This is a genomic window from Micromonospora sp. WMMA1363 (assembly GCF_030345795.1).
Classification (GTDB): domain Bacteria; phylum Actinomycetota; class Actinomycetes; order Mycobacteriales; family Micromonosporaceae; genus Micromonospora.
Genome location: NZ_JAUALB010000001.1, coordinates 4,388,906 through 4,410,376 on the forward strand (window position 1 = coordinate 4,388,906; position 21,471 = coordinate 4,410,376).

The 21,471-nt window shown below is 63.2% G+C and carries 31 protein-coding genes and 1 pseudogene; 12 read left to right on the top strand and 20 right to left on the bottom strand.

The genetic code is table 11. The features are described from left to right. Positions 1–37: 37 nt before the first annotated feature. The 3 genes from QTQ03_RS20445 to QTQ03_RS20455 all read left to right on the top strand — a co-directional run bounded on the left by QTQ03_RS20445 (position 38) and on the right by QTQ03_RS20455 (position 1,771). A complete protein-coding gene (locus QTQ03_RS20445; protein WP_289276468.1) occupies positions 38–538 on the top strand; it encodes a hypothetical protein in 501 nt (166 codons plus the stop codon). 301 nt (positions 539–839) lie between these two features. Beyond that, the gene (locus QTQ03_RS20450) at positions 840–1,508 is read left to right on the top strand and encodes a hypothetical protein (RefSeq protein WP_289279447.1); all 669 of its coding nucleotides are present in this window, start codon (positions 840–842) and stop codon (positions 1,506–1,508) included. Positions 1,509–1,522: 14 nt separating this feature from the next. Next, the gene (locus tag QTQ03_RS20455; protein ID WP_289279448.1) at positions 1,523–1,771 is read left to right on the top strand and encodes a hypothetical protein; all 249 of its coding nucleotides are present in this window, start codon (positions 1,523–1,525) and stop codon (positions 1,769–1,771) included. Positions 1,772–1,855: 84 nt separating this feature from the next. On the opposite strand, the gene QTQ03_RS20460 is transcribed toward QTQ03_RS20455, so the two are convergent. Together QTQ03_RS20460 and QTQ03_RS20465 are read right to left on the bottom strand one after the other, a co-directional pair. Continuing rightward, complete coding sequence (locus tag QTQ03_RS20460; protein ID WP_289279449.1) at positions 1,856–2,047, bottom strand: DUF397 domain-containing protein; 192 nt, start codon at positions 2,045–2,047, stop codon at positions 1,856–1,858. Continuing rightward, positions 2,038–2,871, bottom strand: a complete 834-nt coding sequence (locus QTQ03_RS20465) for a helix-turn-helix domain-containing protein (protein WP_289279450.1) — start codon at positions 2,869–2,871, stop codon at positions 2,038–2,040. The genes QTQ03_RS20460 and QTQ03_RS20465 overlap by 10 nt, the downstream gene beginning before the upstream one ends. A gap of 208 nt (positions 2,872–3,079) precedes the next feature. On the opposite strand from QTQ03_RS20465, the gene QTQ03_RS20470 reads away from it, so the two are divergent. The 7 genes from QTQ03_RS20470 to QTQ03_RS20500 all read left to right on the top strand — a co-directional run bounded on the left by QTQ03_RS20470 (position 3,080) and on the right by QTQ03_RS20500 (position 6,490). Then, a complete protein-coding gene (locus QTQ03_RS20470; RefSeq protein ID WP_289276463.1) occupies positions 3,080–3,313 on the top strand; it encodes a hypothetical protein in 234 nt (77 codons plus the stop codon). Next, positions 3,313–3,522 (top strand): hypothetical protein, encoded by a 210-nt coding sequence (locus QTQ03_RS20475; protein ID WP_289279451.1) that lies wholly within the window; start codon positions 3,313–3,315, stop codon positions 3,520–3,522. Before QTQ03_RS20470 ends, QTQ03_RS20475 begins: the two co-directional genes overlap by 1 nt. Next, a complete protein-coding gene (locus QTQ03_RS20480; protein ID WP_289276461.1) occupies positions 3,519–3,791 on the top strand; it encodes a hypothetical protein in 273 nt (90 codons plus the stop codon). The genes QTQ03_RS20475 and QTQ03_RS20480 overlap by 4 nt, the downstream gene beginning before the upstream one ends. Beyond that, positions 3,754–3,942 (top strand): DUF397 domain-containing protein, encoded by a 189-nt coding sequence (locus QTQ03_RS20485; protein ID WP_353890603.1) that lies wholly within the window; start codon positions 3,754–3,756, stop codon positions 3,940–3,942. The genes QTQ03_RS20480 and QTQ03_RS20485 overlap by 38 nt, the downstream gene beginning before the upstream one ends. A 90-nt stretch (positions 3,943–4,032) precedes the next feature. Then, complete coding sequence (tgmA, locus tag QTQ03_RS20490; protein WP_289280634.1) at positions 4,033–4,374, top strand: putative ATP-grasp-modified RiPP; 342 nt, start codon at positions 4,033–4,035, stop codon at positions 4,372–4,374. A gap of 3 nt (positions 4,375–4,377) precedes the next feature. Further along, positions 4,378–5,331: an ATP-grasp ribosomal peptide maturase gene (gene tgmB, locus QTQ03_RS20495; RefSeq protein ID WP_289276457.1), complete on the top strand. Its 954-nt coding sequence runs from the start codon at positions 4,378–4,380 to the stop codon at positions 5,329–5,331. A gap of 1 nt (position 5,332) precedes the next feature. Continuing rightward, the gene (locus QTQ03_RS20500) at positions 5,333–6,490 is read left to right on the top strand and encodes a methyltransferase domain-containing protein (protein WP_289279452.1); all 1,158 of its coding nucleotides are present in this window, start codon (positions 5,333–5,335) and stop codon (positions 6,488–6,490) included. 223 nt (positions 6,491–6,713) lie between these two features. Here QTQ03_RS20500 and QTQ03_RS20505 read toward each other — a convergent pair whose 3' ends face one another. The 16 genes and pseudogenes from QTQ03_RS20505 to QTQ03_RS30400 form a co-directional block, all read right to left on the bottom strand. Beyond that, positions 6,714–8,132, bottom strand: coding sequence for an IS1380 family transposase (locus tag QTQ03_RS20505; protein ID WP_502889681.1), 1,419 nt, complete (start codon positions 8,130–8,132; stop codon positions 6,714–6,716). Between the two features lie 119 nt (positions 8,133–8,251). Then, complete coding sequence (locus QTQ03_RS20510) at positions 8,252–8,650, bottom strand: histone-like nucleoid-structuring protein Lsr2 (protein WP_289279453.1); 399 nt, start codon at positions 8,648–8,650, stop codon at positions 8,252–8,254. Between the two features lie 320 nt (positions 8,651–8,970). Next, positions 8,971–9,642, bottom strand: a complete 672-nt coding sequence (locus QTQ03_RS20515; RefSeq protein WP_289279454.1) for a DUF2637 domain-containing protein — start codon at positions 9,640–9,642, stop codon at positions 8,971–8,973. 76 nt (positions 9,643–9,718) lie between these two features. Further along, positions 9,719–9,940 carry a hypothetical protein gene (locus tag QTQ03_RS20520; protein WP_289279455.1) on the bottom strand — a complete coding sequence of 74 codons (222 nt, stop codon included), beginning with the start codon at positions 9,938–9,940 and terminating at the stop codon, positions 9,719–9,721. A gap of 210 nt (positions 9,941–10,150) precedes the next feature. Next, a complete protein-coding gene (locus QTQ03_RS20525; RefSeq protein WP_289279456.1) occupies positions 10,151–10,543 on the bottom strand; it encodes a DUF2493 domain-containing protein in 393 nt (130 codons plus the stop codon). A 266-nt stretch (positions 10,544–10,809) separates the two neighbouring features. Further along, positions 10,810–11,475: a hypothetical protein gene (locus QTQ03_RS20530; RefSeq protein ID WP_289279457.1), complete on the bottom strand. Its 666-nt coding sequence runs from the start codon at positions 11,473–11,475 to the stop codon at positions 10,810–10,812. An 11-nt stretch (positions 11,476–11,486) separates the two neighbouring features. Continuing rightward, entirely contained in the window at positions 11,487–12,281 is a 795-nt protein-coding gene (locus tag QTQ03_RS20535; protein WP_289279458.1) for a hypothetical protein, read from the bottom strand. Further along, positions 12,278–12,631 (bottom strand): hypothetical protein, encoded by a 354-nt coding sequence (locus QTQ03_RS20540; RefSeq protein WP_289279459.1) that lies wholly within the window; start codon positions 12,629–12,631, stop codon positions 12,278–12,280. The genes QTQ03_RS20535 and QTQ03_RS20540 overlap by 4 nt, the downstream gene beginning before the upstream one ends. Positions 12,632–12,639: 8 nt before the next feature. Next, the gene (locus QTQ03_RS20545) at positions 12,640–13,095 is read right to left on the bottom strand and encodes a hypothetical protein (protein ID WP_289279460.1); all 456 of its coding nucleotides are present in this window, start codon (positions 13,093–13,095) and stop codon (positions 12,640–12,642) included. Continuing rightward, a complete protein-coding gene (locus QTQ03_RS20550) occupies positions 13,092–13,394 on the bottom strand; it encodes a toprim domain-containing protein (RefSeq protein WP_289279461.1) in 303 nt (100 codons plus the stop codon). The genes QTQ03_RS20545 and QTQ03_RS20550 overlap by 4 nt, the downstream gene beginning before the upstream one ends. A 163-nt stretch (positions 13,395–13,557) precedes the next feature. Then, positions 13,558–13,878: a CHC2 zinc finger domain-containing protein gene (locus QTQ03_RS30390; protein ID WP_353890641.1), complete on the bottom strand. Its 321-nt coding sequence runs from the start codon at positions 13,876–13,878 to the stop codon at positions 13,558–13,560. 46 nt (positions 13,879–13,924) lie between these two features. Then, the gene (locus QTQ03_RS30395; RefSeq protein ID WP_353890604.1) at positions 13,925–14,443 is read right to left on the bottom strand and encodes an endonuclease domain-containing protein; all 519 of its coding nucleotides are present in this window, start codon (positions 14,441–14,443) and stop codon (positions 13,925–13,927) included. Continuing rightward, entirely contained in the window at positions 14,409–15,215 is an 807-nt protein-coding gene (locus QTQ03_RS20555) for an AAA family ATPase (RefSeq protein WP_289279462.1), read from the bottom strand. The genes QTQ03_RS30395 and QTQ03_RS20555 overlap by 35 nt, the downstream gene beginning before the upstream one ends. An 81-nt stretch (positions 15,216–15,296) precedes the next feature. Next, positions 15,297–16,580 (bottom strand): annotated as a pseudogene (locus tag QTQ03_RS20560) (RecB family exonuclease); the annotation flags it as partial. Between the two features lie 97 nt (positions 16,581–16,677). Continuing rightward, positions 16,678–17,016: a hypothetical protein gene (locus QTQ03_RS20565; protein WP_289279463.1), complete on the bottom strand. Its 339-nt coding sequence runs from the start codon at positions 17,014–17,016 to the stop codon at positions 16,678–16,680. A gap of 70 nt (positions 17,017–17,086) precedes the next feature. Beyond that, a complete protein-coding gene (locus QTQ03_RS30400; protein ID WP_353890605.1) occupies positions 17,087–17,509 on the bottom strand; it encodes a helix-turn-helix domain-containing protein in 423 nt (140 codons plus the stop codon). A gap of 2,018 nt (positions 17,510–19,527) precedes the next feature. On the opposite strand from QTQ03_RS30400, the gene QTQ03_RS20570 reads away from it, so the two are divergent. Next, positions 19,528–19,761, top strand: a complete 234-nt coding sequence (locus tag QTQ03_RS20570; RefSeq protein ID WP_289279464.1) for a hypothetical protein — start codon at positions 19,528–19,530, stop codon at positions 19,759–19,761. A gap of 155 nt (positions 19,762–19,916) precedes the next feature. Here the strand turns inward: QTQ03_RS20570 and QTQ03_RS20575 are convergent, their stop codons facing one another. Both QTQ03_RS20575 and QTQ03_RS20580 read right to left on the bottom strand, forming a co-directional pair. After that, on the bottom strand, positions 19,917–20,495 hold the full coding sequence (locus QTQ03_RS20575; protein ID WP_289279465.1) for a transposase: 579 nt from the start codon (positions 20,493–20,495) through the stop codon (positions 19,917–19,919). Beyond that, positions 20,378–20,866 (bottom strand): transposase, encoded by a 489-nt coding sequence (locus QTQ03_RS20580; RefSeq protein WP_289279466.1) that lies wholly within the window; start codon positions 20,864–20,866, stop codon positions 20,378–20,380. Before QTQ03_RS20580 ends, QTQ03_RS20575 begins: the two co-directional genes overlap by 118 nt. A 232-nt stretch (positions 20,867–21,098) precedes the next feature. On the opposite strand from QTQ03_RS20580, the gene QTQ03_RS20585 reads away from it, so the two are divergent. Further along, positions 21,099–21,443 carry an SH3 domain-containing protein gene (locus tag QTQ03_RS20585; protein WP_353890606.1) on the top strand — a complete coding sequence of 115 codons (345 nt, stop codon included), beginning with the start codon at positions 21,099–21,101 and terminating at the stop codon, positions 21,441–21,443. Positions 21,444–21,471 lie beyond the last annotated feature (28 nt).

The window sequence follows — 21,471 nt, forward strand, 5'->3', positions numbered from 1 at the left end:
GCCCTAAAGTTTCGGAGGTTCGATGACTATACCGACGTTGACGGGTTTCAGCGCCGGGGAGTTGGTAACTGCCGCTAGTCTCAATGAACATACCAAGTTCGCAATCGAAAGATCGGTCTACTACAAGCCGTTTTGCCATCTGTGGCGTAACACGGATCAGTCCATCCCACCGTCGGTGACGACGAAGCATGACCTCAATACTGTACTGGAAAACAATGATGGGATGGCTGATGTCAGCAACGGCCGTATCGTGGTGCAAACAGCGGGCCGCTACCGGGTGACATACGGTAATGCGTGGGACGGTAACGCATCCGGCGCACGTGCAGTGTTTCTGTACACGACCGACTCCGGAACCCCGGTATCATCTTTGTCTATCCCCTCCACCACCGGGTTTATCCGCCTCAACGCGTCATGGGTTCTGTACATGGACGCGGGAGAGGGACTGGAGATCAGGGGTAATCAAAGTTCCGGGTCGAGCCTTAACGCGCGCACCGACTACGGCGGTTGTTTCCTGATCGCGGAGTGGATTTCCCTGTGAGCCCGATTGAACTGGCCGGGTCCGCTCTCGGGATGCTTATAGCGGCCCTGACAATGGGCGCCGCGGTGGGTATTTTGTGGGCCCGGATGCGGTCGTCCGCCGACGAGACAACAGCCGTTTTGTGGCGTGGTGAGGCTGAGGCGCAGAAGGCGAGAGCGGACCGGCTAGAGGCGGCACTGCGGGCTCTTGAGCGGCGTGTGGACCATTTGGAGGCCGAAAACAGGATGCTGCGTACAGATAACCGCCACGACGCGGACAGGCGTCACGGCGATACCGTACCTGGACGGCGGGGGGTGGTCGTGTGGGTTGGTATCTCAACCCGGCACTAACCAGGTTCCGGGCCGAGGTGAATGCCCGCTGGCCGCACCGGGACAAAACATCGGACGGCACCATCGGCGACGCCGCGCACCAAAACACCAAATCCGATCACAATCCTGATCCCGACGGCTCCGTGGACGCGTGGGACATGGACGTGGATGGTGTGAATGTTTGGGAGTGCATCAGGGCTGCTATCCGCCACGAGTCAATCCAGTACATCATCTATAACCGTCGGATCACGTCCCGGACGTGGGGTTTGGGTAAATGGCGCACATACAAGGGCAGTAACCCTCACACCAAACACGTCCATTTCAATACGCGCCCGTCACACGAACGCTCTACTAAGCCTTGGTTGGGAGAGATTGATATGAGGCTGTCCGATAAGGTTCGACTGTTTGCCAACTACGGAGACGTCAAGTACAGCAACCCCACCACGACTGTTGAGGGGGTGCTGGCGTCCACCAACTACTACGTTCTGCAAACCCGGAATTCGTTGACCGCGCGGGTCACCAGGATTGAGCAGAAAATCGAGGCCCTAGCCGAAAAACTGACGAAGCCAACCCCGGTGGTAATCGACATCAGCGACCCCGCCGTTCTCGACGCTCTTGCGAAAGCGGTTGCGGACGAGTTGCATTCCCGCCTGTCCGACTGATAAGGAGCCCCGTTTTGAGGTACGCCGAGTATGTAAAAGACAACCCTGTTGTACTGCTCGATCTCATCAAATACGCGGTTGCCGTCCTGGTGCTGTTCGGACTCCCGGTGCCGCCCGGGGTTGACGTCGCGGTCGCTGGCGTCATCCTCGGCGCCCTGACGATCATCACCCGCTCCCAGGTGGTGCCGGTCGGCAGGCACCACCAGGCGGTGACAGACGCACTGATGACCCCGGCGCCGCCGGCGAACGTCGACGACCTGTGACCCAACCTCATCAAGGCTGAGGTACCGCAGCACCCGACCAGGGAGATCCCTGGTCGGGGGCTGCTTTTCTGCGTCTCGGGGTTATCAGATGCGCTCGGAGAGCTGGGCGACGAACGTCCGCCACTCCGCCGGGCCGAACACCAGCGTCGGGCCGGTCGGGTCCTTCGAGTCCCGGACGCCCACGATGCCGGGCAGGTTGTCGGCAACCTCGACGCACGCCCCGCCGTTAGGGCCACTCTTAGTGCTCTTGCGCCATTGCGCGCCGGTCATCTCCATGTTTGCGCCGCTTCCGTGATCAGTTCCAATGACTGCCTGCGGGAGAGGGCTTCGCCTCTGACTACCTCCCACGTTCGTTGGAGGGTAGCAAGGTCATGGGCCCCGTTCACCACCTGTGCACGCACCTGTTGATCTAGGTAGGCGATCACGCTTCCGTCATCCATGCTTGCCAGGATGAAGCCCCCTTGAAGGCCAGGGTAGACCCCCGCGTCTTCAGGCACCACGAGTATTTGTACATGGGGTAACGTCGCAACCTTGGCTAGGTGCTGTAGCTGGTCCGCCATGATCCCTGGGTGTCCAGCGATCTGCCGCCGCAGCACCATCACGTCGAGGACTGCAACTAGAGGCTTTGGGGTGCTACCGGTTAGGACCGATTGCCTCTCCACTCGGGAAGTGACGCGTTCTTCGATCTCATCCGGGGGCAGCAGGCCGCTACTTAGCGTTGCTCGCGCGTACGCCTCGGTCTGGAGGATGCCGGGCACATAGGCCGGCTCATACCAGCGGAGCAATGTTGCCTCGGCTTCGACTGCTAGCCATTCGCGCAGCCAGACGGGGGTAGCTTCCCCCTTTACCAACTCATCCCACATTGTGACGAAATGCGCGTCTAAGCCTAGCGCTCTGTCTACATTGTCTAGATACTCCCGTGATGGTGCTTTAGAGCCGGTTTCGATCGCACTTACTAGCGAATCTGACAAGAACAGCTTTTCCCCTAGCTGCGCCTGAGTTAGCCCTGCGGCGGTGCGCCGCCTCCTGAGTTCGTTGAGCAGGTACCCGGAGGGTGAGGTTCCCACAGATTCCACGCCCTTCCACACTTTGAAGATCATTTCTTGGCCGTACTCCAACCCGGCTACCGCTCTCCGCGATCGAGCGTGAGCTATTCCGAGAGTAGGGGCGGCACGTCCAAGGTGGAAGCGCGACAGCGTGAGCCGGTCGAGGGACCCAACCCCGCCGGTCGCGCCGTCGGGGCCGCCCCCCCCGGGGGGGTGCGAGCGGGGGCGGCCCTGTCCACGTCCACCAGCCGGGAGCCCAGCCATGCCGACAGCTATAGCGGAGCAGCTACCGCAGCGAAAGCCCCGAGTGGCTCTCGCTGGCGACATCAATCCTGATCGCCAAGCGAATGGAGCCCGCCATCCCGCCTGGGTGTCCGAGGAGGAACTAGAGCGGCTGCTGTCTGGCGGGCGTGCCGTCGGCCGGGCCCGCGTCGTCTACACCCGCCCGGCCGATGACGTCCTTGAGGCTGTGCTAGCGGGATTGCGGGCGCTGTGATGGCCGACGACACCAACCCCGCCGAGGTGCGCGCCCGTCCTGATCCGTGCGGCGCACCGCCGGTGCCGGACGGTGACCGGGTGCGCCCGCCAGCGCGGCCGTCGGACCGGCCCACGGATGCGCCGCCGGTAACGGCCAGACAAAGGGTGTTGGCGGTTGTCGTGGTGTTGATCGTTGTTGCCGCCATCGTGATCCGGGTGTTGCGGTGACGGGCGGGCGGCCGAGGCCGGAGACGGTCGCCCGGTGGCGGCGGACCCTCGCCGAGCACCGTCAGCGCGACGGCCGCTGTCCGGTCTGTGGCACGGAGAAGCGGTGTTGGCCGTGGGCGGACGCGTTCGGCGAGCTGGTCGCCCACGACCTGCTGCGTCTCGGACCGCCGCTGACACCCCTTGTAGACGACCGGTCGCAGAAGGCGACCGGCGAACGAAAGGAAGAGGATCATGGAACTGGTGGCATGGAAGAAGCCGACGCGCTGTGACAACTCAAGTCCGAACTGTGTTGAGGTCATGGCCGACGGTGACGGGAACCGGATTGTCCGCAACTCCCAGCGACCGGACCAGACGGTGATCTTTACCGATAGCGAGTGGTCGGCGTTTGAGGGCTCGATCCGTGGCGGGCAAACCTTCTGATCGCGTCCCTCGGGGCTAGCCCTGCAACGCTGGCCGTGGCATCGCATGAACGTCAAGTCCGTCAACGAAAGACGAGGGATCGGAGAGACTATGACTGCCTCAGGAGTTTTGACTCCGCCGCTTGTTAGTGAGAGTGAGCGTTTCGCTACTGGACAGCCGCCCGGCCAGACTCCGAGCGACAGCGTCCCGTCGGCGCAGGGAATCCGCCCGTTCGGTCTCCGGTTTGCAACGCCGCTGGACAGCGCCTCTCCGGCGTTGCCGGAGTGGCGGTGGTGCCCCGAGCGTCAAATCGGCGTCACGCCTGACGGTGAGCCCTGGCACCGGACCATAGCGGCCGGAACTAAGGCAACAACCGGGCAAAGCACCGATGGGGGCCCCAGCACCGGCGGCGAAGAATGGACCCCGGACTTCATGCCGGACCAGTCAAGCTGACAAATGACCGTTCTGGTGCTCGCTGCGGACGTCGACCCGACGGTGGACGCAGTAGTGGAAGCGCTAAACCACCGGAATGTTCCCGTGTTTCGCTGTGACACCTCGTGGTTTCCGTCCCGCCTCGCGTTGGACGCGGAGATGACCGAGACGGGTTGGCGCGGCGTGTTGCGTACTGAGCGCCGGACGGTAGCGTTGGAGGGGTTGCGGTCTGTGTGGTACCGCAACCCCACCACGTTTGCCGTCCCGGAGGGGATGTCGCGGGCTGAGCGGTGGCACGCTACCCATGAGGCGAAATTCGGGTTTGGTGGTGTCCTGTGGTCTTTGCCGGTGCGCTGGGTCAACCACCCGGGCCGGCAGGCAGACCTGTACAAACCAACACAGCTTGCCATGGCCCAACGCTGCGGCCTGACGGTCCCGCCCACACTGGTAACCAACCAGGCTGACGCTGTGCGCCGGTTCGCCGACCGGCACCCGGGCGGAATAATCATGAAACCGTTCGGGTTCGGCTCCATCATTGAAGAAGGGGGCCGAAAGGCGCTCAATACACACCTGTTGACTGACACGGATTTGGCCGATATGCGCGCCATCGAAACGACAGCGCATCAGTTCCAGCCGTTTATCCAAAAAGCCTACGAAGTGCGGCTAACGGTGGTGGGGTCGCGCATGTTCGCCGCAGCAATCACGGCGCACAGTGCAGCCGCACAGATTGACTTCCGGTCCGACTATGACGCTCTCACGTACCGGGTGATTGATGTTCCCTGTCGGGTGTCCGGCGGGGTGCGCGCGTTCATGGCCCAATTTGGGCTAGCGTTTGGGGCGTTTGATTTCATAGTCGACCCGACCGGGAAATGGTGGATGCTGGAGTGTAACGCTGCCGGGCAATACGGATGGATCGAAGACAAGACGGGACTGCAAATCACGTCAGCGATAGCTGACTTGCTGGCGAAAGGGCAATGAATTGACTGACTGGCAGCCGCAGGCGGCTAAATTGGCGGACAGTCTTGCCGCCGAATCGGCAATAGTAGATAACCGTTGGAGGGCAGCGTTTGAGGCCACCCCTCGACATGTCTTCGTGCCTCGCTACTGGGCGTTGAATGAGTACAACAGTCCTGTTCGGGTGGTGGACGGAGCCGTCTCTACTCACCGGCACGAGTGGCTACAGGCCGTTTACGAAAATCGTTTTCTGATTACTCAGTGGGTGGCGGATGGTGACCGGAGGATCGTCACCAGCTCAGCGTCACTACCGTCCTTGGTGGCTAGAATGCTGCACATCCTGGACGTGGCAGACGGTCAGCGCGTCCTAGAAATTGGCACCGGCACCGGATACAACGCCGCTCTACTCTGCCACCGAGTGGGGGCGGCCAACGTCACCAGCATCGATATTGATGCTGGGCTTGTCGCCGAGGCTACCGGCCGACTGGACGCCATCGGGTACACGCCCACGCTGCACACCGGGGATGGCGCCTTGGGCGTCAAGGACGGAGCACCTTATGACCGCATCCTGTCCACGTGCGCGACGCGGGGAGTGCCGCCCGCGTGGATCGACCAGCTTGCCGATGGGGGCCGGATCGTCACCCCGCTGACCATAGGTGGGGCGCTCGCCGTACTAGCTAAGACCGGCCCGGGTGAGGTGTCCGGGAATCTCGATGTTGAACCAGCATTGTTCATGGCGATGCACCCCGCCGGCCAACCGTTGCCTGACGGCTACCTAGCCGAGATCCCCCCACCGGTTTCCAACGAGGTTGCGCACTTGGGCACCACCAACCTTGACCCTGAGGCGCTGGCCGACTTTGATTTCCGGCTATGGCTCCTGCTCCACAAACCGCTACATTTCGTGGAGCACGTCGATGACCAGCAGACCCGCGTCGGTTGGACCATCCACGATGGCGTCCACCAGGCCACCGCAGTGCGGCGCGGCGACGGGGTGTTGCACGTCCGGCAGTCGTCCCGGCGACTGTGGGACACCGTGGAGGCGGCGTGGCTCGGGTGGGTTGACCACGACCGGCCGCGCCGTGGCCGGATCGGCGTGACCGCCACTGTGAGCGGCGGCCAGTACGCATGGCTTGACAGCCCGGATTCGGGCGTCCGCTGGCCGTTGCCGGTCCCGACTGGCTGACTGGCTGACTGGCCCAAGGATGACAGGACCCCCGGCCTTCGGGCCGGGGGTCCTGTTCTATGCGGTATCAGCTAGCCTCAGTCTTTCGCTAACTGTTGATCAAGGCCCTGTTTGCATTTGTTGATCTTCATTTGGTGATCGATCGGGGTATGGGCACGGCGAGGACCCGACGCGGTGGCCGGGTTCCTCCATGGGGGTACTCGTCGGGGCGTGGGGTTGGGGTTCAGGTGACGGGCTGGGGCAGCACGGCCAGCCGGTCGAACGCGGTGACGAGCTGGTCGGCCCAGGGCCAGCCTTCGGCGATGCGCAGCTTCGTGCGGCGGGCCGAGCGGGTGATGCGGGCGGCGACGTGCAGCAGTCGGTAGCGCAGTGTCTTGGGTTCGGCGGTGGCGAGGTCGCCGTCGAGCAGCAGGTGTTGGGTCCAGGCAAGCAGGTCGATGGCGCACAAGGCGAGTTCCAGCCAGGCGGCGTTGATGGCGAACACCCGGGATGGGAAGCGGCCGAACCCGGTGTCCTTGCCCGTGCGGATGCGGTCCTCGACGCGGGCGTGAGCGCGGTGGCGGGCCTCCAGATGCTGGATGGATCCGTTGCCGGGGCCGGTGTCGGTGGCCATCACCTGGTGGCGGAAGCCTTCGATGGTGTCGAACAGCGACAGTTGTGCGCCGGGGTGCGGGCGTTCCCGGCGCACGATGAACCGGGTGCCGTCGGGGTAGTTGGCCCGCAGGTCGGCCGGTAGTAGGCCGGTGATCTCGCATACCTGGGCGCCGTCGCGTGGCTGGCCGTCGGCGTTCAGGGCCGGTACCCACTGCTCGGGGTGCCCCGCAGCCTGCTTGATCGCGTCGCGGATCGCCTCCCCGATGGCCACCCCGACGGAGAAGAACGTGTTCATACCGTGCTCACGCAACGACCGGATATGGCGCAGGAACCCGTACGTGCAGCCGGCCGAATCCGAGCGGACGAGGATGTCGGTGCCGTACCGGTGGACGTCGGGGATCTGCGCCAGGGCGTCGTCGAGAACGCTGATGTGATCGGCGGTGGTGTTCGACCCCGCCCGCCCGGCGCGCAGCAGCCCGGACAACGCCTCCCGGGTGTTGTCCAGGAAGCAGAACAACGGGTGATATCCGAAGGTCTTCTTCCACGTCTTGGACGCCTGCTCCTTCTCCGAGTGGCAGATCACGATCGAGGCGTCCAGATCCAGCACCAGCCCAGACACCGGCGCACCAGCCGCCATCGACACCGGCAGCCCGTCGCGGGTCTCGGCCGACTGCGCCCACGCCAACTCCCGCGCGGCAGCGCGGGCCATCCGCAGCCTGGCCAGAACAGCATCATCCACACCAGACAGCACCCGCCACGCGGTAGGATCCGAGGCGACCGCGCCGAACAGCCCCGCTTGGTCCCGCAGCACCGCCAGATCGCTGATCGCCTCACCACCGTCGGCGATCATCACCGCGAGGTCCACGGCGACCCGACCCGGGTCATGCCCGCCCTGCCGCTGCCGCAGCCTGGCCAGGGCCTCGCTGAACCCGCCGGTCAACCCGGTTACGTCCGCGATGTCGGCCAGCAAACGGGCACCCGCGTGGCCGACCACGCCACGTCCATCGCTACTGACGATGATCTTCGGTCGTGTTCCGGTACTCTTCACCTGACAGGTGCCTTCCCTCGGGATAGATGAGACCCTCAGCAAGTCCTATCTTCCCAGGTCAGAAGGCACCTTTCCTTTCATGATCCACGATGTGGACCGCCCTTAACGAAGGGCCCAGGCTAGTTCGCTTTCTTGCCCTTGCCAGTCCGGGCCGGCTCACCGCCAGACTCCCGGTTGTCGTACGCCTCCACGACCTCAACGGGGATACGCCCACGCTCCGACACGTCGTACCCGTTGGCGCTGGCCCATTCACGGATTTCCTGGTTCCGGGCCCGGGTCGACCGTTGCGCGCTGGCGGTAGCTCCCCGCACCGCTCGTGTGATCCCATTGTGGCCGCTGGCCCTGCCAACCCGCTGGCCGGCGGCAACAAACGGGGACAGTGCTTGCCGCAGAGTGGTTGCGTTCTCGTCCGACAGGTCGATCGTGTACGCCCTACCGTCGAGGCTGAACTCAATGCTCTGGTCGGCGTCTCCGCCGTCGAGGTCGTCAATTAGCTGAGTGATGGTCTGCCGTGCCATGTAGGTTATCTCCACATCTTTAGGGATGTCTGTAGTCAGATAGAGGATAGGACCTCTGCGCCTGCCGCAACGGTAGGGGTGGGACCTGCCAGCGGTCCGTATGACGTTTTGGTGCTGTCACAGGTCGCAACGGTCACAGCCCCGGCGGGGTTGTGCGTCGTCCAGGTGATCGGGGCACACTTCCACCACCTGTAGGTTTCTTTCGTCTTCTCCGCTGTGCACCAAGTCTGCTAGGTCCCACTCAGCGCTACTGCGGCTGTATTCGGGGCGGGTGACGTAACCACCGGACTCTTCGGACCATACGCTGAACGCGCGCACCGTCACACCGCCCCTGCTGCGGAATGTAGTTTCAGCCAGAACTCCTGGCGTTCGGCGGTTTTGGCCTGGTCGGCAAGCTCTAGGTATTTCTCGGGTACGGGCCGGTGAGCCTTTCGGCGTGGGCGCGTCCGAGCAGGGGTAGACACCGGGCTGGCCGTGGGTGGCGCAGCGTCTAGATGTGCTGTTGACGGATGCTCTACGGGTGCGGGTGACGCGGGCGCTGGCCCCTCGGGCTGGAAGTCCTCCGGGGTCGCATCGTGAAAGATGGTGAGCCCCTGTGATTCTTGCTCGTTGGCTAGCTTCTCATGCTGTGCTGTGCGGGTGTCCACAAGACCGGAGATGATCAGCATCATGTGGACGCTAAGCGGGATGCACAGCACGGGCACGTCCCGGACAATCCACAGTGGAACGTTGTCCGGGTTGGCGTTTACCCACAGGCTGTAGGTGATGCCGAGTAGTCCGACGGTCCACGGGTACCATGCGCCGGGTTGATTGTGGCGCAGGAACGCGGCGAGGGTGCAGAGGGCTATGGTGCCCTCAACGAGGGTCGGGTAAATCCATGCTTTATTACCGTAGCCAGCCAAAACGCCAACCGTGTACAGAAGATCAGCCGAGAGGGCGAAACCCATAGCGGCGAGACACAGGGTTCCAACCCCGATGAACAGTTGCAACAACCGCACAATCGAATCCTTTCGTTGCGACGCAAATTTTCGATTGACGGGGCACCCCTAGCAGGGGTGCCCCGGGTTGTTAGCCGATGTCGTGCACCGTGTAGGTAGCGTTCCTCAGCCATTCGTCCCCGTATCCGGAGGCGAACATGATCGCCTTCAATGCGTTCGAGATCACCCAGTTACGAAACGTGTCCGGGTGGTCGGCGACGGTGCGCGGAACCGCGTGGTTGTAGATGTCGACAGCGACGTTGGGTCGCCTTCCGTCTGCCCCTGTAATAGCAACCTGTACCGCACGCATCATGTGTTTCCTTCCGGTGGTGTTCCTTGCTGACAGCGCCAATCGTTCCGCCTGCCCAAACGGATGTCAACAGTCATGACCTAAGTTTCATGTGTGGGCGCGGGAATTCGAGGTAACAGCAAGGGCCCCCGACCGTAGCCGGGGGCCCTTGGAACCCTCCCAGTGTCAGCAAGGAACATCGGAAGGACCGATGCGACGGGTTCGCCTGGCAGCTTACCCGGTGCTGTTGTCCCGGTATACGACGGTGGGGATGCCGGCGGCCTGGGCTAGCTGCACTGTCATGGTTGCCCCCCGGGAGCGGGCCCGGATGAACGCGACACACAGATCAGCACCACGGCCGATCATGGCTGCGTTGCGCACGTACCCGGCCCGTCTGCCCCGTGTCCAGTCGGCCGGGTGGCGCTCCACCCGCCACCCCAAGCTATCCGCCATCCGCTCTGCGATAGCGTCCGCCCCGGTGGGGCAGGCACCAGACACCAGTACGGCGTCCGTGGTGTCTCGCCCGGCCGTCTTCAGGTCATCGCGGACCCTTGTTAGCGCGTCCGCGATGACCTCGGTGTCTGTCCAGTCCCGGGAGCCGGTAACGAGCACACGCGTCGTCGTCATCAGAAGAGGCCGCCAGTCAGAAAATGGGCGGCTAGCCACGCGATGATTGCGAGTCCACCGAATCGGCGTAGCCGGAGCCACCCCGACACCTCCCGAGGTTGACCCCTGTAGTTGTAGCCGAACCAGTGCCATACATGTTCGCTGAGGGTGTCACCGGGTTTGCTGCGGTAGAGTGCGATTCCTTCCCACACGGCGAACGCTGCGAGCCACACCAGCCAGCCCACGGTGAATGTCACCGACATCTACTAGTCTCCAATTCCTGTGTGCTACTGGTCGACGGAAATCATGTGCTGCGCCGTGCTGTTAGTGACTGGCGTCCGGGCTCCTGGCCCGTTGTGCTGCCGACTCCTACGGTCCCGGGCAGCGTTCATTTCGGCCGTGAGTTCAGCGGTCGCTTGCGCGTATGCCGTTTGAGCGGATGCGCCGGTCTTCCGGCCGATCACCTCGGCAACGCCGTTCCAGTCGACCTCACCCCGGCTCCCGGGGCGCAACAGGTGCCGGACGGTAATCACGGTGGTCTGCCAGGCTTTCAGCCGGTCCCACGCGGCCTTGATATCAAGAGCCGTGTCGAGGGCTTCCCCCGTCGCCCACTTCCCGCTACCGTCATCAGGGGCTGGCCCATTGTCCCAATCTTCGATAGCGAAAAAGAACGGCAGGAACAGGCGCACATATTCTGGGTCGTAGTAGTATTGGTCGGTTTCCGCCATACGCTTTACCCGGTCCCCTCGGGAGTGAACCGCGGCAACATTTTTAAGCCTCCGGGCAATGAGCCCCGTGTGCCCTTCCTCAAAGAGGATAAGATAGTCCCGGGACCGTTCCGCGACGTCCAGGGACAGCAGCCCGTATGCCTCTTCCTCACTGATTCCGTACATAAAGTTCACGCTGCGTGCGACCCGCGCCACGATCGGCAGCACATCCACGATCTCATCCATGCGGCTAGCCATTAGACGCGCACTCCCTTCCATTTTTGGCCGTCCGCAACAAATGAGTAGTCAGACGCGACCATGACTAGTTGCGGGTACACTCGGACTCGCTTTTTGTTGCCGCGCTCGACCCGGAGGATTCCGAACGCGTGGTGCCAACTGTTTTTGCCGCCCTTGAGGTACGTTGCCTGCCGTTGGTCCATCGCGTGCCCAACTTCCATACCCATGACCTCAATGCTTTGGTGGCTGGAAGTCAGGGGGCCGGCGATAAGTCCGGCCCGGTGCGTATGACCACACACGACGGATTTTCCGAGCTGCCTGGCCTGCATCAACGCCGTGTTTCCGGGGATGTCGGACAGGGTGCCCCAGTCCCCGTGAGTCAGCAGCCACCCCGGCGCGATTTCGTGATAGTCCCGGTGATAGGTGATCCCGTATCCGTCGAGGTCTAGCGCGTTCTCGATTGAGATCACATGACCCTTGATCGTCAGTCCCGCAATCTCGGGTAGATATCTTTCGATTGCAGCGTCTAGCCGGTCATCGTGGTTGGCGCGGGACAGGTGAAATGGCCCCTCGTAGTGTTTACGGATCAGGGATAGCCATTCGCGGGTTTGCGCGAACCCCCCTTCCAGCCCTCCCGCGTACTGTCCTCGCAGCCCGCGTACCCACCGGCCCAGCTCGGACGAGTCGGTGAGGTCACCGACGTGCGCTAACCGGTCTGGCTGGTAGTCCCAAACGAACCGGGCGAGTCTTTCTGTCAGAGTCCGATCGTGGAGGGGGAACTGTGTGTCCGGTAGGATCACGATACGTTCGATCAAGCAGTATTCGCCCCCGTAGTTTCGGTTTCTGTGGTGGCCCGGCCGACGTACAGATACACATCAAGGTCATTCGGGAAGTCGTTGTCACGCAGCACCAGCAGCCGGTAGCCGGTGGCGTACGCGGCGTCCTGGTTTGCGATCATGTCGTCAATTAGCGACGCGACGACCAGCCGCATTTTCTCCGGTGTGACATCCTCCAACGTTTCTCCGTCCATGGCGACCCGCCAGCCGTGTTCGATGTACAGCGCGGCGAGCTTCCGCAGAGGGAAAGCCGACTCGAAGCCGGTTACCTCGGTGTCCGGCTGGTAGGGGCCTTCCACCTTTTCGGGAACGCGTTTGTCCCGGCTCAACCATCCCATCAACGAACCCCCTTGTGGCCTAGTGCCGCGAGGATTCGCCCGATGCGGATGTCCAGCATCGCTGCATACGCGGCTAGGTCTTGTGCCTCTTCCCGGGCTGCGTGCAGTAGCACTATCAGCGGCATATCCTCGAAGGCTTGTCGGCCGTTGTTGTCGTATTGATCTGCCCCGAAGGTGAGGATTCGGTCCTGGGCGGCCTGTACGAATTGGCCGACGTACGCGGCTAGATCCTGCGGCGTCATGCCGTCAGGCACCACGGGCAGCATCCGGGGAACGGCCGGGGGCGGAACGTGTCGCAACTCGTCGGGCTCATACCATCCGACGCCCGCCTTACCGGGCACACGCACGTTGTAACCGCCGCTGACGATTTCATCGACGGAGCCGACATCTCCGATGGCGTGGCCGTTCACCGGCCACTGTTGGATACGTACCCAATCCCCGATATCGAGGGTCACAGCTCAACTCCTATCTTTTCGATTAGCGCGGCGAAGCCTTCCGCCACGACGTACGAGTTAACGTCGTGTCCTTCCGGCATCATCACAACCCGCGAATTAGTGACCTGGGCGGCGATTTTCGCGCCGAACTGTGCGCCCTGGCCTTTGTCGTCGGCGTCGCACAGGATGTACACGGTTTCGTATCCGCGAAAGCACCTGGCCCACCACGGGGACCAGCCATCAACCCCGGGCACACCGACCGCCGGTAACCCCGCCTGCACAGCGGTGATGCAATCAATCTCGCCCTCGGTGATGCACACGAACGGTTTGTCACGGTCGAGGGCGGGCGTGTTGTACAGGCGGGGTGAATCTCCCGGCACGTTCAAATACTTTGGGCCTGGTGCCGGTGGGATGGTCCGGAACCGAAGGGACACGACACCGGACCGGGTGACGTAGGGGATGCACAACCGTCCCGCGTACTGCTCATGCCCCGGATAGGGGTTCCCGACGTGTCCGAGTAGGGAATATCGGATGCTGGCCGGGGATATCCGACGACTCGTCAAATACTCTACGGCGGCCTTTCCCGCGTCCTCCCACAAACTGCTGTGGTACGTCTCCGTAGCGTTCTCCATAAAGGTCTTCGATGAACTGCTTGGCACTAAGGAAGTCAGATGAGTCCCCCCTCCATATCACCAGCCCATAGGCGTCTTCGTTGACGCCGCACGCGAAGCAGGAAAACCGTTCAAGGAGAGTGTTGACGGATGCGGATGGATTCCTGTCTGTCTCCTGGAAGGGGCAACGCATCCGTTTCCAACCGCCCCCTGTTGGCACGAACGGGGCCCCGTAGTGCTCAAGGATTCGACTGATCGGGGGTTTCTCGGGTGTCACGTTCCCCCTTGCCTGTAACTGTAGCGGCAACTGCAACGCTTGTGCGCCGCGCGCGTTTCCTGCGGGGTCTTCCTGCTGCTGTCACCGTCCGCCCTAGGGCGACTGTCGCCGGGGGTTGCAAGAGATAGTCGGCTAACGCTTGCGCCCGTTCTGCGGACTTGAGACGCCCAACTAGGCGGGTCTTGCAGTAGGGGCACAGGATGCCCCTAACCGGCCCCGCCGGTCCTCGGTGGTGTTCGTGGTCTACGTGGAATGACTCACCCTGTCGTGGTGCCCGTTTGCAGATTGCACAACGCTTTTCTTGGTGTCGCCAAATCGTGTCCCACTCAGCGGGCGTCAGCCCGTACGTATTGTGTATCCAGTCTGCCCGGGACTGTTGTTTGCGGCACTCGGCGCTGTCGTACCGGCGTTGACGCCCCGTGAGTTCACCACCACAGACGACACAGCTACGCATACACTCCTTCCTTATCGCTGAGGGCATCGGTGATCCTCATTCGCGGGAGGTCGTACGCCAATGCCACATTCCACGTCGCAGCAGCGGCGTTCCTCCCACTACGGTTCTTCACCGGGCACACAAACAGTCGGGTGCTGTCTGGGCTCCGGTGAAGCGTGAGGATCATCTCCGGAACCTTCGAGATCTTTCCCCGCAGCCCCGACAGCGGTACAGGTCTAATCCCGTCGTCGTACTCCCCGGTCACGTGGTGCAGTGCGATCACGGCCGCCCCGGTTTTGCGGCCCAACTCGTGTAGGTAGTCACAGGAGTATTCCAACGCCTGAAATCTGTCACCTTCACTATCCAGGTTCGACAGGTTGTCGATCACAATAAAGTGCGGCCATTCTCCGTACACCATCGCGTACGCTTTAAGGTCCGCCTCCAACGAATCAATCTCGACACGTCCGGCGAAATCCATTCGCACAAACGATAGGGCGTTGAGCCGGGCGTCAACGTCTGCCGTGTTACCGCAAGTTACCGCGTGCTCGATGTCGGACGTTGACCATCCTGTCAGCATCGCGCCAGCCCGGAGGTACGTGGTGTGCGCGTCTGTGTCCGCGCTTGCGTAGTAGCCGGGACTACCGGCCCTCAGGCTCACCGTCAGTGCAAGGATGGATTTTCCGACACCGGGGGCGGCGGCAATTAAGCTGAATTGCCCCCGCCGGAAGTGGATTCCCTCAGCGGCGAGACTTTCAAATACCGTGGGAAGGGGTTCCCCCATGTTTCCCCGCGTGAGTTTCGCTCGGGTGAGCGTCAACAATTCCTTTAAGACCTCCCTTCGGGGTCCACCGGAAGCGTTTCCGGCGGACCCCGGTCACGACGTCACAACGTCACAGTCTGTCTACTTGACCCATTCGGGCGGGCACTTTGACGGGTCGTTGCGGTCGGCGGGACACATCCACGCCTTCCAAGACCGGGTAGCACCCGGCTTACTGACCACCCAGTTCTTTTGTCCGTGTGGGCACGATGGCGGGGCCATCCCGGGCGGCGGACCGGCGGGTGCCGCTGGCTGCGGCTGATACTGCTGCGGCGGCTGCTGATACTGAGGGGCGGACTGCTGATACGGCCGGGCCTGCTGGTATCCCTGAGCGGCCACCGTAGACGGATGCTCTACGGGGGTTGCTCCCATTTCCGCCCCCAGTGTGAATGCCGCTTTGATCGCCCGATCGGCGGTGCCCATGATGGCGAACAGACCGGAAACCTCGGCGCTACCGATTTTGTCGGCCAACCCGGCGGCGGTAGCGTCCTTGAAAACAAGTAGCGGCGCGTCCGGCGCCGTGTGTGGCCGGAAACTCACCACGAAATCGTCTCGGGTGTCACTCAAAAGGGGTTTACCTCCTACGTGGATGGGTAGTGGTGCGTAGCGGCTGGCAGGGTCACCGATGGCGGTGCAATGCTCGGAGACACCACACGTGCGGCACCCCGGGCCAGGGCCCGGCAGGAAAATTCCCGCCCTGATCCCGTGGTCGAGGATGCGGAATTGCCGGGCGACCCACTCCCGCGTGAACCGAGACAGATCAACCGGTGGCAACGGACGGTTGTCTTTGGCTAGGTAGAAGTCCCCCCAGGTGGGGAGGAACCCAAACAGGCTTTCGATTGCTAGCCGGTAGACGCCTAGCTGTAAAGGCCAATCCGGGGTTTTGCTGCCGGTCTTCCAGTCGCGCGGGCCAACCTCCCCGGTCGGGTACTGCCACACACAGTCAATCGCTCCGATGACCTGCACCCCGTCAAGGTGCAGCCGAAACTCAACCTCGACGGCCGGTGTGCCGTCCGGGGTTCGCCACACACGGCCGGGGTCGGTGAGGGCCCAATCCATGTAGCCCTGGACCTGATCGGCCCCCCGTTGTCGACGGCGGGTGATGTCGTCATCGGCCTTGACCCGCCCCCCGGTCATCCACCGCGACACGTCGGGCTCTCGCTCACGGTCTGCGGTGATCAGCCGGTCGTACTCGGTGGTGTACAGATCAAGGATGTCGTTGGGGTAGTCCTGGCGGTTACCTCTCTCCCATGTCTCAATCGAGCGGTGGACGGCGGTTCCCTGGGCGAACCAGGCTGCCGGGCGGGTCGGCGCTCCGGCTATCCGCTCTAGCCGGTACTGCTCGCCACACCTGGTGTAGGTCGCTAGCTGGCTGACGCTGCGATGATCGTTCGTGTGGGCACCTCCAAAGGGTCACGACCTAAGTTTCAGGGCCGAAAAATGGGCCCCTGGTGGGGCCCGCCGGTCAGGACGCCGACGTGGCACGCATCGCGCCGTACCATGCCCGGTGCCGCTGGCTGCCGCCCTCCAAACCCCAGGGCTGTAGGCGCAGGATGCAGGCGGGTGACATGAGGCGGACAGCGCGCATATGCGCGTCGGTCGTGCAGTCCGCCGACCAGAGGACTTCGTAGCCGACGCTGCGCCCGCGCCCATCGACAAACACGAACTTGGCGAGGGACAGGACTTCGGGCTGGTCTATCAGGATGTCGAGCGAGAGCACATGGGACGTGTCTCCCCGGTCGATGCGCTCGAATGCTTCAGCGATGACTGTCAACGCCGTGCCAAGTGTCCGGTAGTCCTGCACTACGGTCCCCCCGCTAGCAGCCTGAATGACATATCGATAGAGCGATTCATGTTACACGTTCGGTGACCACTCAGGACGCTTTGGCGCGGTGTATCCAACTACGAACTGTTGCGGGGGACACCCCGAGGGTTGCGGCGACTCTTGCGGATGTCATGCCGCGTGCGGCCATGTCTAGGCCGCGAGCGCGGACAGTGCCCTCCCGTACGGTCGGGCTGATCTGTATGTCGCGCTGGCTGGTAATGCTGCGGTCGGTGGCGTCGGCGCACCGCCGGCTGTCTCGGATGAGGCGCGCGTACCTCAGCGGATCGAGGCGTTCCCGGTCCCGATGAGATAGGCCACCCCACACACCGTATTCATGCCTCCATCCCGTTTCCTGGCACGCCTGATACTGCTGTAAGGGGCAGTCCAAGCAGCGGTCCTTAGCAGTCTCTAGGTCGTCGTCGTTGTCGCTGGTCCACAGGTCACTGTTGACGCACGGCCACGACACACGCATACATCCCACCCCCGCACCGAGTCACGACCTAAGTTTCAGGGCCGAGATATGGGGGTGCTTGTCACCTCGGCTTGGACGGTCAACCGTCCGAAGTGGGGCACCCCCGGCTGTCTAGGTTCATGACCGTAACACGCCCCGCAACACTCGTACAACTGTTCTAATCGAAGCTGATCGACAAGGGCCCCGGCCTGGGGCCCTCGGTCGACTTGCCATCGAACTATATGCTTAGAGCGTCGAAGACCTCACGCCGAGTGGGCCCACCGGTGGCGCCGGGTCGTGTCGGCACGTCCGGCTCAACACGGGTAAGCCCGCGCTCTCTCGGCTTGCGGGGGCTGAGCAGGAATCCCCCGACGCTACTAGCGGGGTTTGGAGGTTCGTCGGGCCGGTAGTTGACTACAGTGTCATCGGTTTTTAGCTGTCGGAGCCAACTCGTTAGTTTCCGTTCTAGCTCGGGTTCTAGGATTTCCCCGGCTAAACGTCTTCCGAGCAGTCTAAGCATTTGCGGCGGATAGGCTGAATCGTGTTCGCTTTTCACGCGCCATGGAATCAATTCCGGGTAGTGGGGGGTTTGTTGGACGGCGCCCATCATGCGTAACCTGTAATAGACAGCCTGTTCCGAAACCCCGTAAGTATCGGCTATCTGCCGATAAGTCTTCTTCTGCCCACGTAGCGACCTTAACTCGTCGTCGGGGGGGAGTTGCCGGGGCCGGGGCATGGCGGGGTCCTTCCGTTGCAAATGATCCACCGTCAAGCGGTCACAACCTAAGTAACATTACGTTACCGCATCGTTGGCGCTTGCAGGTGGGGGCGGCGCCTCCCGTCCAGGGGCGAGCCGGTTCCGCCCGAATCCTGCCCTACCATCCGGTTCAACGGGCGAGGCTGTGCCGTGGGTCACACGATGGCTGATCCTTTTAGTCGCGTTCTCGACACCTAGCCCAACCGGTCAGTCACACTGTGCGACCCTAAAGGATTAGGCCAGCGGCCTGCAATCAGCCAAAAAGTCATCACTTTTTCATTTGGTTTGCCAGCATCACAGTTCAGCAACCATTGACCATCACAAGTTGCCCACGATAGTCCAACATGCTAGGGCGACCAACCTTGATCCTGCTTCGCCATTCATGCGCGCTTGCGTCATTTCCGCTCGGTTGACACCCCGGCTTGTCGCCGCGATGGACGGCCACGGCCCGAGGCGGCGCGACCCCGCCGGGAGCCAACTACGTTGGTCTGACTGGCTGGCTGACACCTCGGGGCATGAGGGTCAACCCGCGTACCAACGGCCGCGACACCTCTAGTTGTCCGGGGGTAAGTTGGCTGGAGGGCGTGAGCCCGACGTGAGCCCGGTGTGAGCCCGGACGTCTCTGAACCAACCGTCAGCCGATGAAGTCAGTCGGCACGAAGAAGGGTGCCTACCAGGACTGATAGGCACCCTTCACTACTTGATGGAACCTGCTAATACGAGATTGATCTATCTACGGATCAGAAGGTTAGGGGTTCGAGTCCCTTCGGGCGCGCACGATCAACAGGGGTCTGACCTGCCGCTACGGCAGTTGGGCCCCTTTGCTTTTCTGTCCCCTGTGAACGGTTGGGTGCTCGTGCGACGAGCATCCCTCACGTCCCGGCCTGTCCAGTGGCAACCCGTCTTGTCCCGGTGGGTTTTGATCTTGGTTTCCGCCGTTTCCTTAAGAGCCCCGACGGTGGGACAGCGTTTGCGGCTGCCTCGGACCCGGACGACGGCACGCGGCTCGATGTGTCCCAGCCGCCGACGGTGGAGATGGCCGCCCCGTTGACCCGACCAGAATCGAAGCGCACACCCGGATCAGCGGTGACCGTCCCGCCCACGAAGTTGATCCCGGAACTGAACCGCACGCTGGCCCGCCGGACGTGCACGCGCGGTGGCGAAGGCCGCCAACCAGGCACGATGCGCCGTGTGCGGGGACGCCTACCCGAGCGCACGCCTACTCCCCGCCGCTGGCGACGATGAGCTACCGCTGTGCCCGGTCTGCGCATTCGATGGTGACGTGCACGTCACTGCGGGGCACGTCACCGCCTACCTGACCACCAGCATGATCGACCGATTCCTCGGCCAGCGGCCGAAGCCCGGTTACGCCGTTTTCCGAGCCGGGCTCGGGCTGACCACCACCACCCTCGCCAACCGCACCGATCCCGCCGCCGCGACCCAAGTGTTAAACCAGACCGCGAATGAAGCGATCGCCGCCGCTGACGGCTACGCTGCGGACGAAGCCGCACCTTGACGCCGAGCGCTGGTGAATGGTTTTCGGTATCGGCTGGTTTTGGGCGTGCGGGAATCGCCGATTGCGTGATTGGCCTGCTCCGGGTGGTGGATCCGAGGGATGCAGCGGGTTCGTGGCCTGCGGGTGGGCCGCCCGATTTCAGTGGTTCGGAGTGTTCAGGCGGGTGTGGTCTGGACGGCGGTGAACAGGTTGTCGAACGCGGACTGCCAGGGCCAGTGCTCGGGTAGGTGCAGGTGAACGGTGCGGGCTCGGTGCGCGAGGCGGGCGGCGACGTTGATGATCCGGGTCCGGATCGAGGCGGTTCTGGCGGTCGCGTTGGCGCCGGCAGTCAGGTGACCGGCGGTGCGGGTGAGGTTGTGGGCGATCGCGGCGCAAGTCAGCCAGGCGTCGTTGGCGCTGAACCGGCCGGACGGCAGGTGCGCGATAGGCCCGGCGATCAGGTCGGCGGTGACCTGCTCGATGATCGCGTGTTGGCGGTGCTGGGCTTCGGCCTGCACGAGGGTGAACGGGCTGTCGGTGAAGACCGCGTGATACCGGTAGGCCGCAAGGAGTTCCTCCTGGCCCGGAGCTTGGGCGGGGTCGTCGCGGCGGATCCGGCGCACGATCAGCCGGGCGGTCACCGCGTGGCGGGTGCCGACGAACGCGGTGTACTCGGTCTCGGCGATCTGCGCGTCGGAGATCCACCGCTCGGCGTCCTCGTCCCAGACGGCCTGCGGATATCGATGTCGATCCACTGGTTGTCGGCGATGCTCTCGCAAGCGGTGCGGATCTTCGCGTCGATGCGGGTGGTGACCGAGAACCGCACCCGGCGGCGTCGGCAGGCGGTGATGACGGTCTTGGCGTAGAACGCTGAGTCGGCCCGCAGGACGATCTCGCCGGTGGCGCCGCAGGCGCGGGCGGTGGTGATCGTCTCGGCGATCATGTTGGCCGCGCCGCGGGCGGAGCCGGCATTACCACTGCGCCGCCGGGTGGCGGCGATCACCGGCGCTGCGAGGGGTGTCGAGAGCGTGGCGAGGAGCGGGTTGTAGCCGCGCAGTTGCAGGTCCCGATTGTGGTAACCCAACTCGATCTCCAGCCCGACGCCGTCGACGCCGTCTTTCGACATCACCGGGCTGAGACGCTCATTGGCAACCTCGTACCTGAGTTGTAGCGGTTAGTGACCACTCCAGCCGAGGTTGTTCAGGAGGGGTCGGGCTGGCCTGTGTCGAGATGGGGTTGCAGGGTGTGCTGGTCGGCCTCGCTTGTCGCAGCCTGCCCATATGGTCGTGGCCTCCTGGTAGGCGAGGTTGAGGGGTGACGGTGTGGTCGGGTGGAGGGTAGGTCAGAGGGCGCGGTTGATGCAGGATCATCGAGCCCCGGATCGTCCCGCGTTGAAGGTGAAGATCGGCGACGTGGTGACGCTGGGTAAGAAAGACGAGCAGACCTGGCCTGCCTTCATTTGGGCGGTAGACGCCGCCGGGATTGGTGGCTGGGTGCCGGAGCGGTACTTTCGGCGCATCGGTGCCGCAGATGCCGCAGAGGTGGTGCGAGGCTATGACACGACCGAGCTATCGGCAGACGCGGGTTCGGTGGTCAAAGTGTTGGACGTCGACGTAGAGAGCGGCTGGTTGTGGTGTCGAGCCGATAACGGTGCCGCTGGATGGGTTCCCATTTTGGCGCTGGAGGACGCTGAAGCTCCTTGAGTGAGACGTTCTCGAACCCAGCGTGAAG

Bases quoted from the DNA above. Each gene is read 5' to 3' on its own strand.
- QTQ03_RS30400 (WP_353890605.1), bottom strand. From the start codon at position 17,509: ATGCGTGTGTCGTGGCCGTGCGTCAACAGTGACCTGTGGACCAGCGAC.
- QTQ03_RS20475 (WP_289279451.1), top strand. From the start codon at position 3,313: ATGGCCGACGACACCAACCCCGCCGAGGTGCGCGCCCGTCCTGATCCG.
- QTQ03_RS20510 (WP_289279453.1), bottom strand. From the start codon at position 8,650: ATGGCACGGCAGACCATCACTCAGCTAATTGACGACCTCGACGGCGGA.
- QTQ03_RS20460 (WP_289279449.1), bottom strand. From the start codon at position 2,047: ATGGAGATGACCGGCGCGCAATGGCGCAAGAGCACTAAGAGTGGCCCT.
- QTQ03_RS30395 (WP_353890604.1), bottom strand. From the start codon at position 14,443: ATGCCCTCAGCGATAAGGAAGGAGTGTATGCGTAGCTGTGTCGTCTGT.
- QTQ03_RS20520 (WP_289279455.1), bottom strand. From the start codon at position 9,940: ATGATGCGTGCGGTACAGGTTGCTATTACAGGGGCAGACGGAAGGCGA.
- QTQ03_RS30390 (WP_353890641.1), bottom strand. From the start codon at position 13,878: ATGCGTTGCCCCTTCCAGGAGACAGACAGGAATCCATCCGCATCCGTC.
- QTQ03_RS20525 (WP_289279456.1), bottom strand. From the start codon at position 10,543: ATGACGACGACGCGTGTGCTCGTTACCGGCTCCCGGGACTGGACAGAC.
- QTQ03_RS20485 (WP_353890603.1), top strand. From the start codon at position 3,754: ATGGAACTGGTGGCATGGAAGAAGCCGACGCGCTGTGACAACTCAAGT.
- QTQ03_RS20580 (WP_289279466.1), bottom strand. From the start codon at position 20,866: ATGTCGAAAGACGGCGTCGACGGCGTCGGGCTGGAGATCGAGTTGGGT.
- QTQ03_RS20530 (WP_289279457.1), bottom strand. From the start codon at position 11,475: ATGGATGAGATCGTGGATGTGCTGCCGATCGTGGCGCGGGTCGCACGC.
- QTQ03_RS20470 (WP_289276463.1), top strand. From the start codon at position 3,080: ATGCCGACAGCTATAGCGGAGCAGCTACCGCAGCGAAAGCCCCGAGTG.
- QTQ03_RS20465 (WP_289279450.1), bottom strand. From the start codon at position 2,871: ATGATCTTCAAAGTGTGGAAGGGCGTGGAATCTGTGGGAACCTCACCC.
- tgmB (WP_289276457.1), top strand. From the start codon at position 4,378: ATGACCGTTCTGGTGCTCGCTGCGGACGTCGACCCGACGGTGGACGCA.
- tgmA (WP_289280634.1), top strand. From the start codon at position 4,033: ATGACTGCCTCAGGAGTTTTGACTCCGCCGCTTGTTAGTGAGAGTGAG.
- QTQ03_RS20585 (WP_353890606.1), top strand. From the start codon at position 21,099: ATGCAGGATCATCGAGCCCCGGATCGTCCCGCGTTGAAGGTGAAGATC.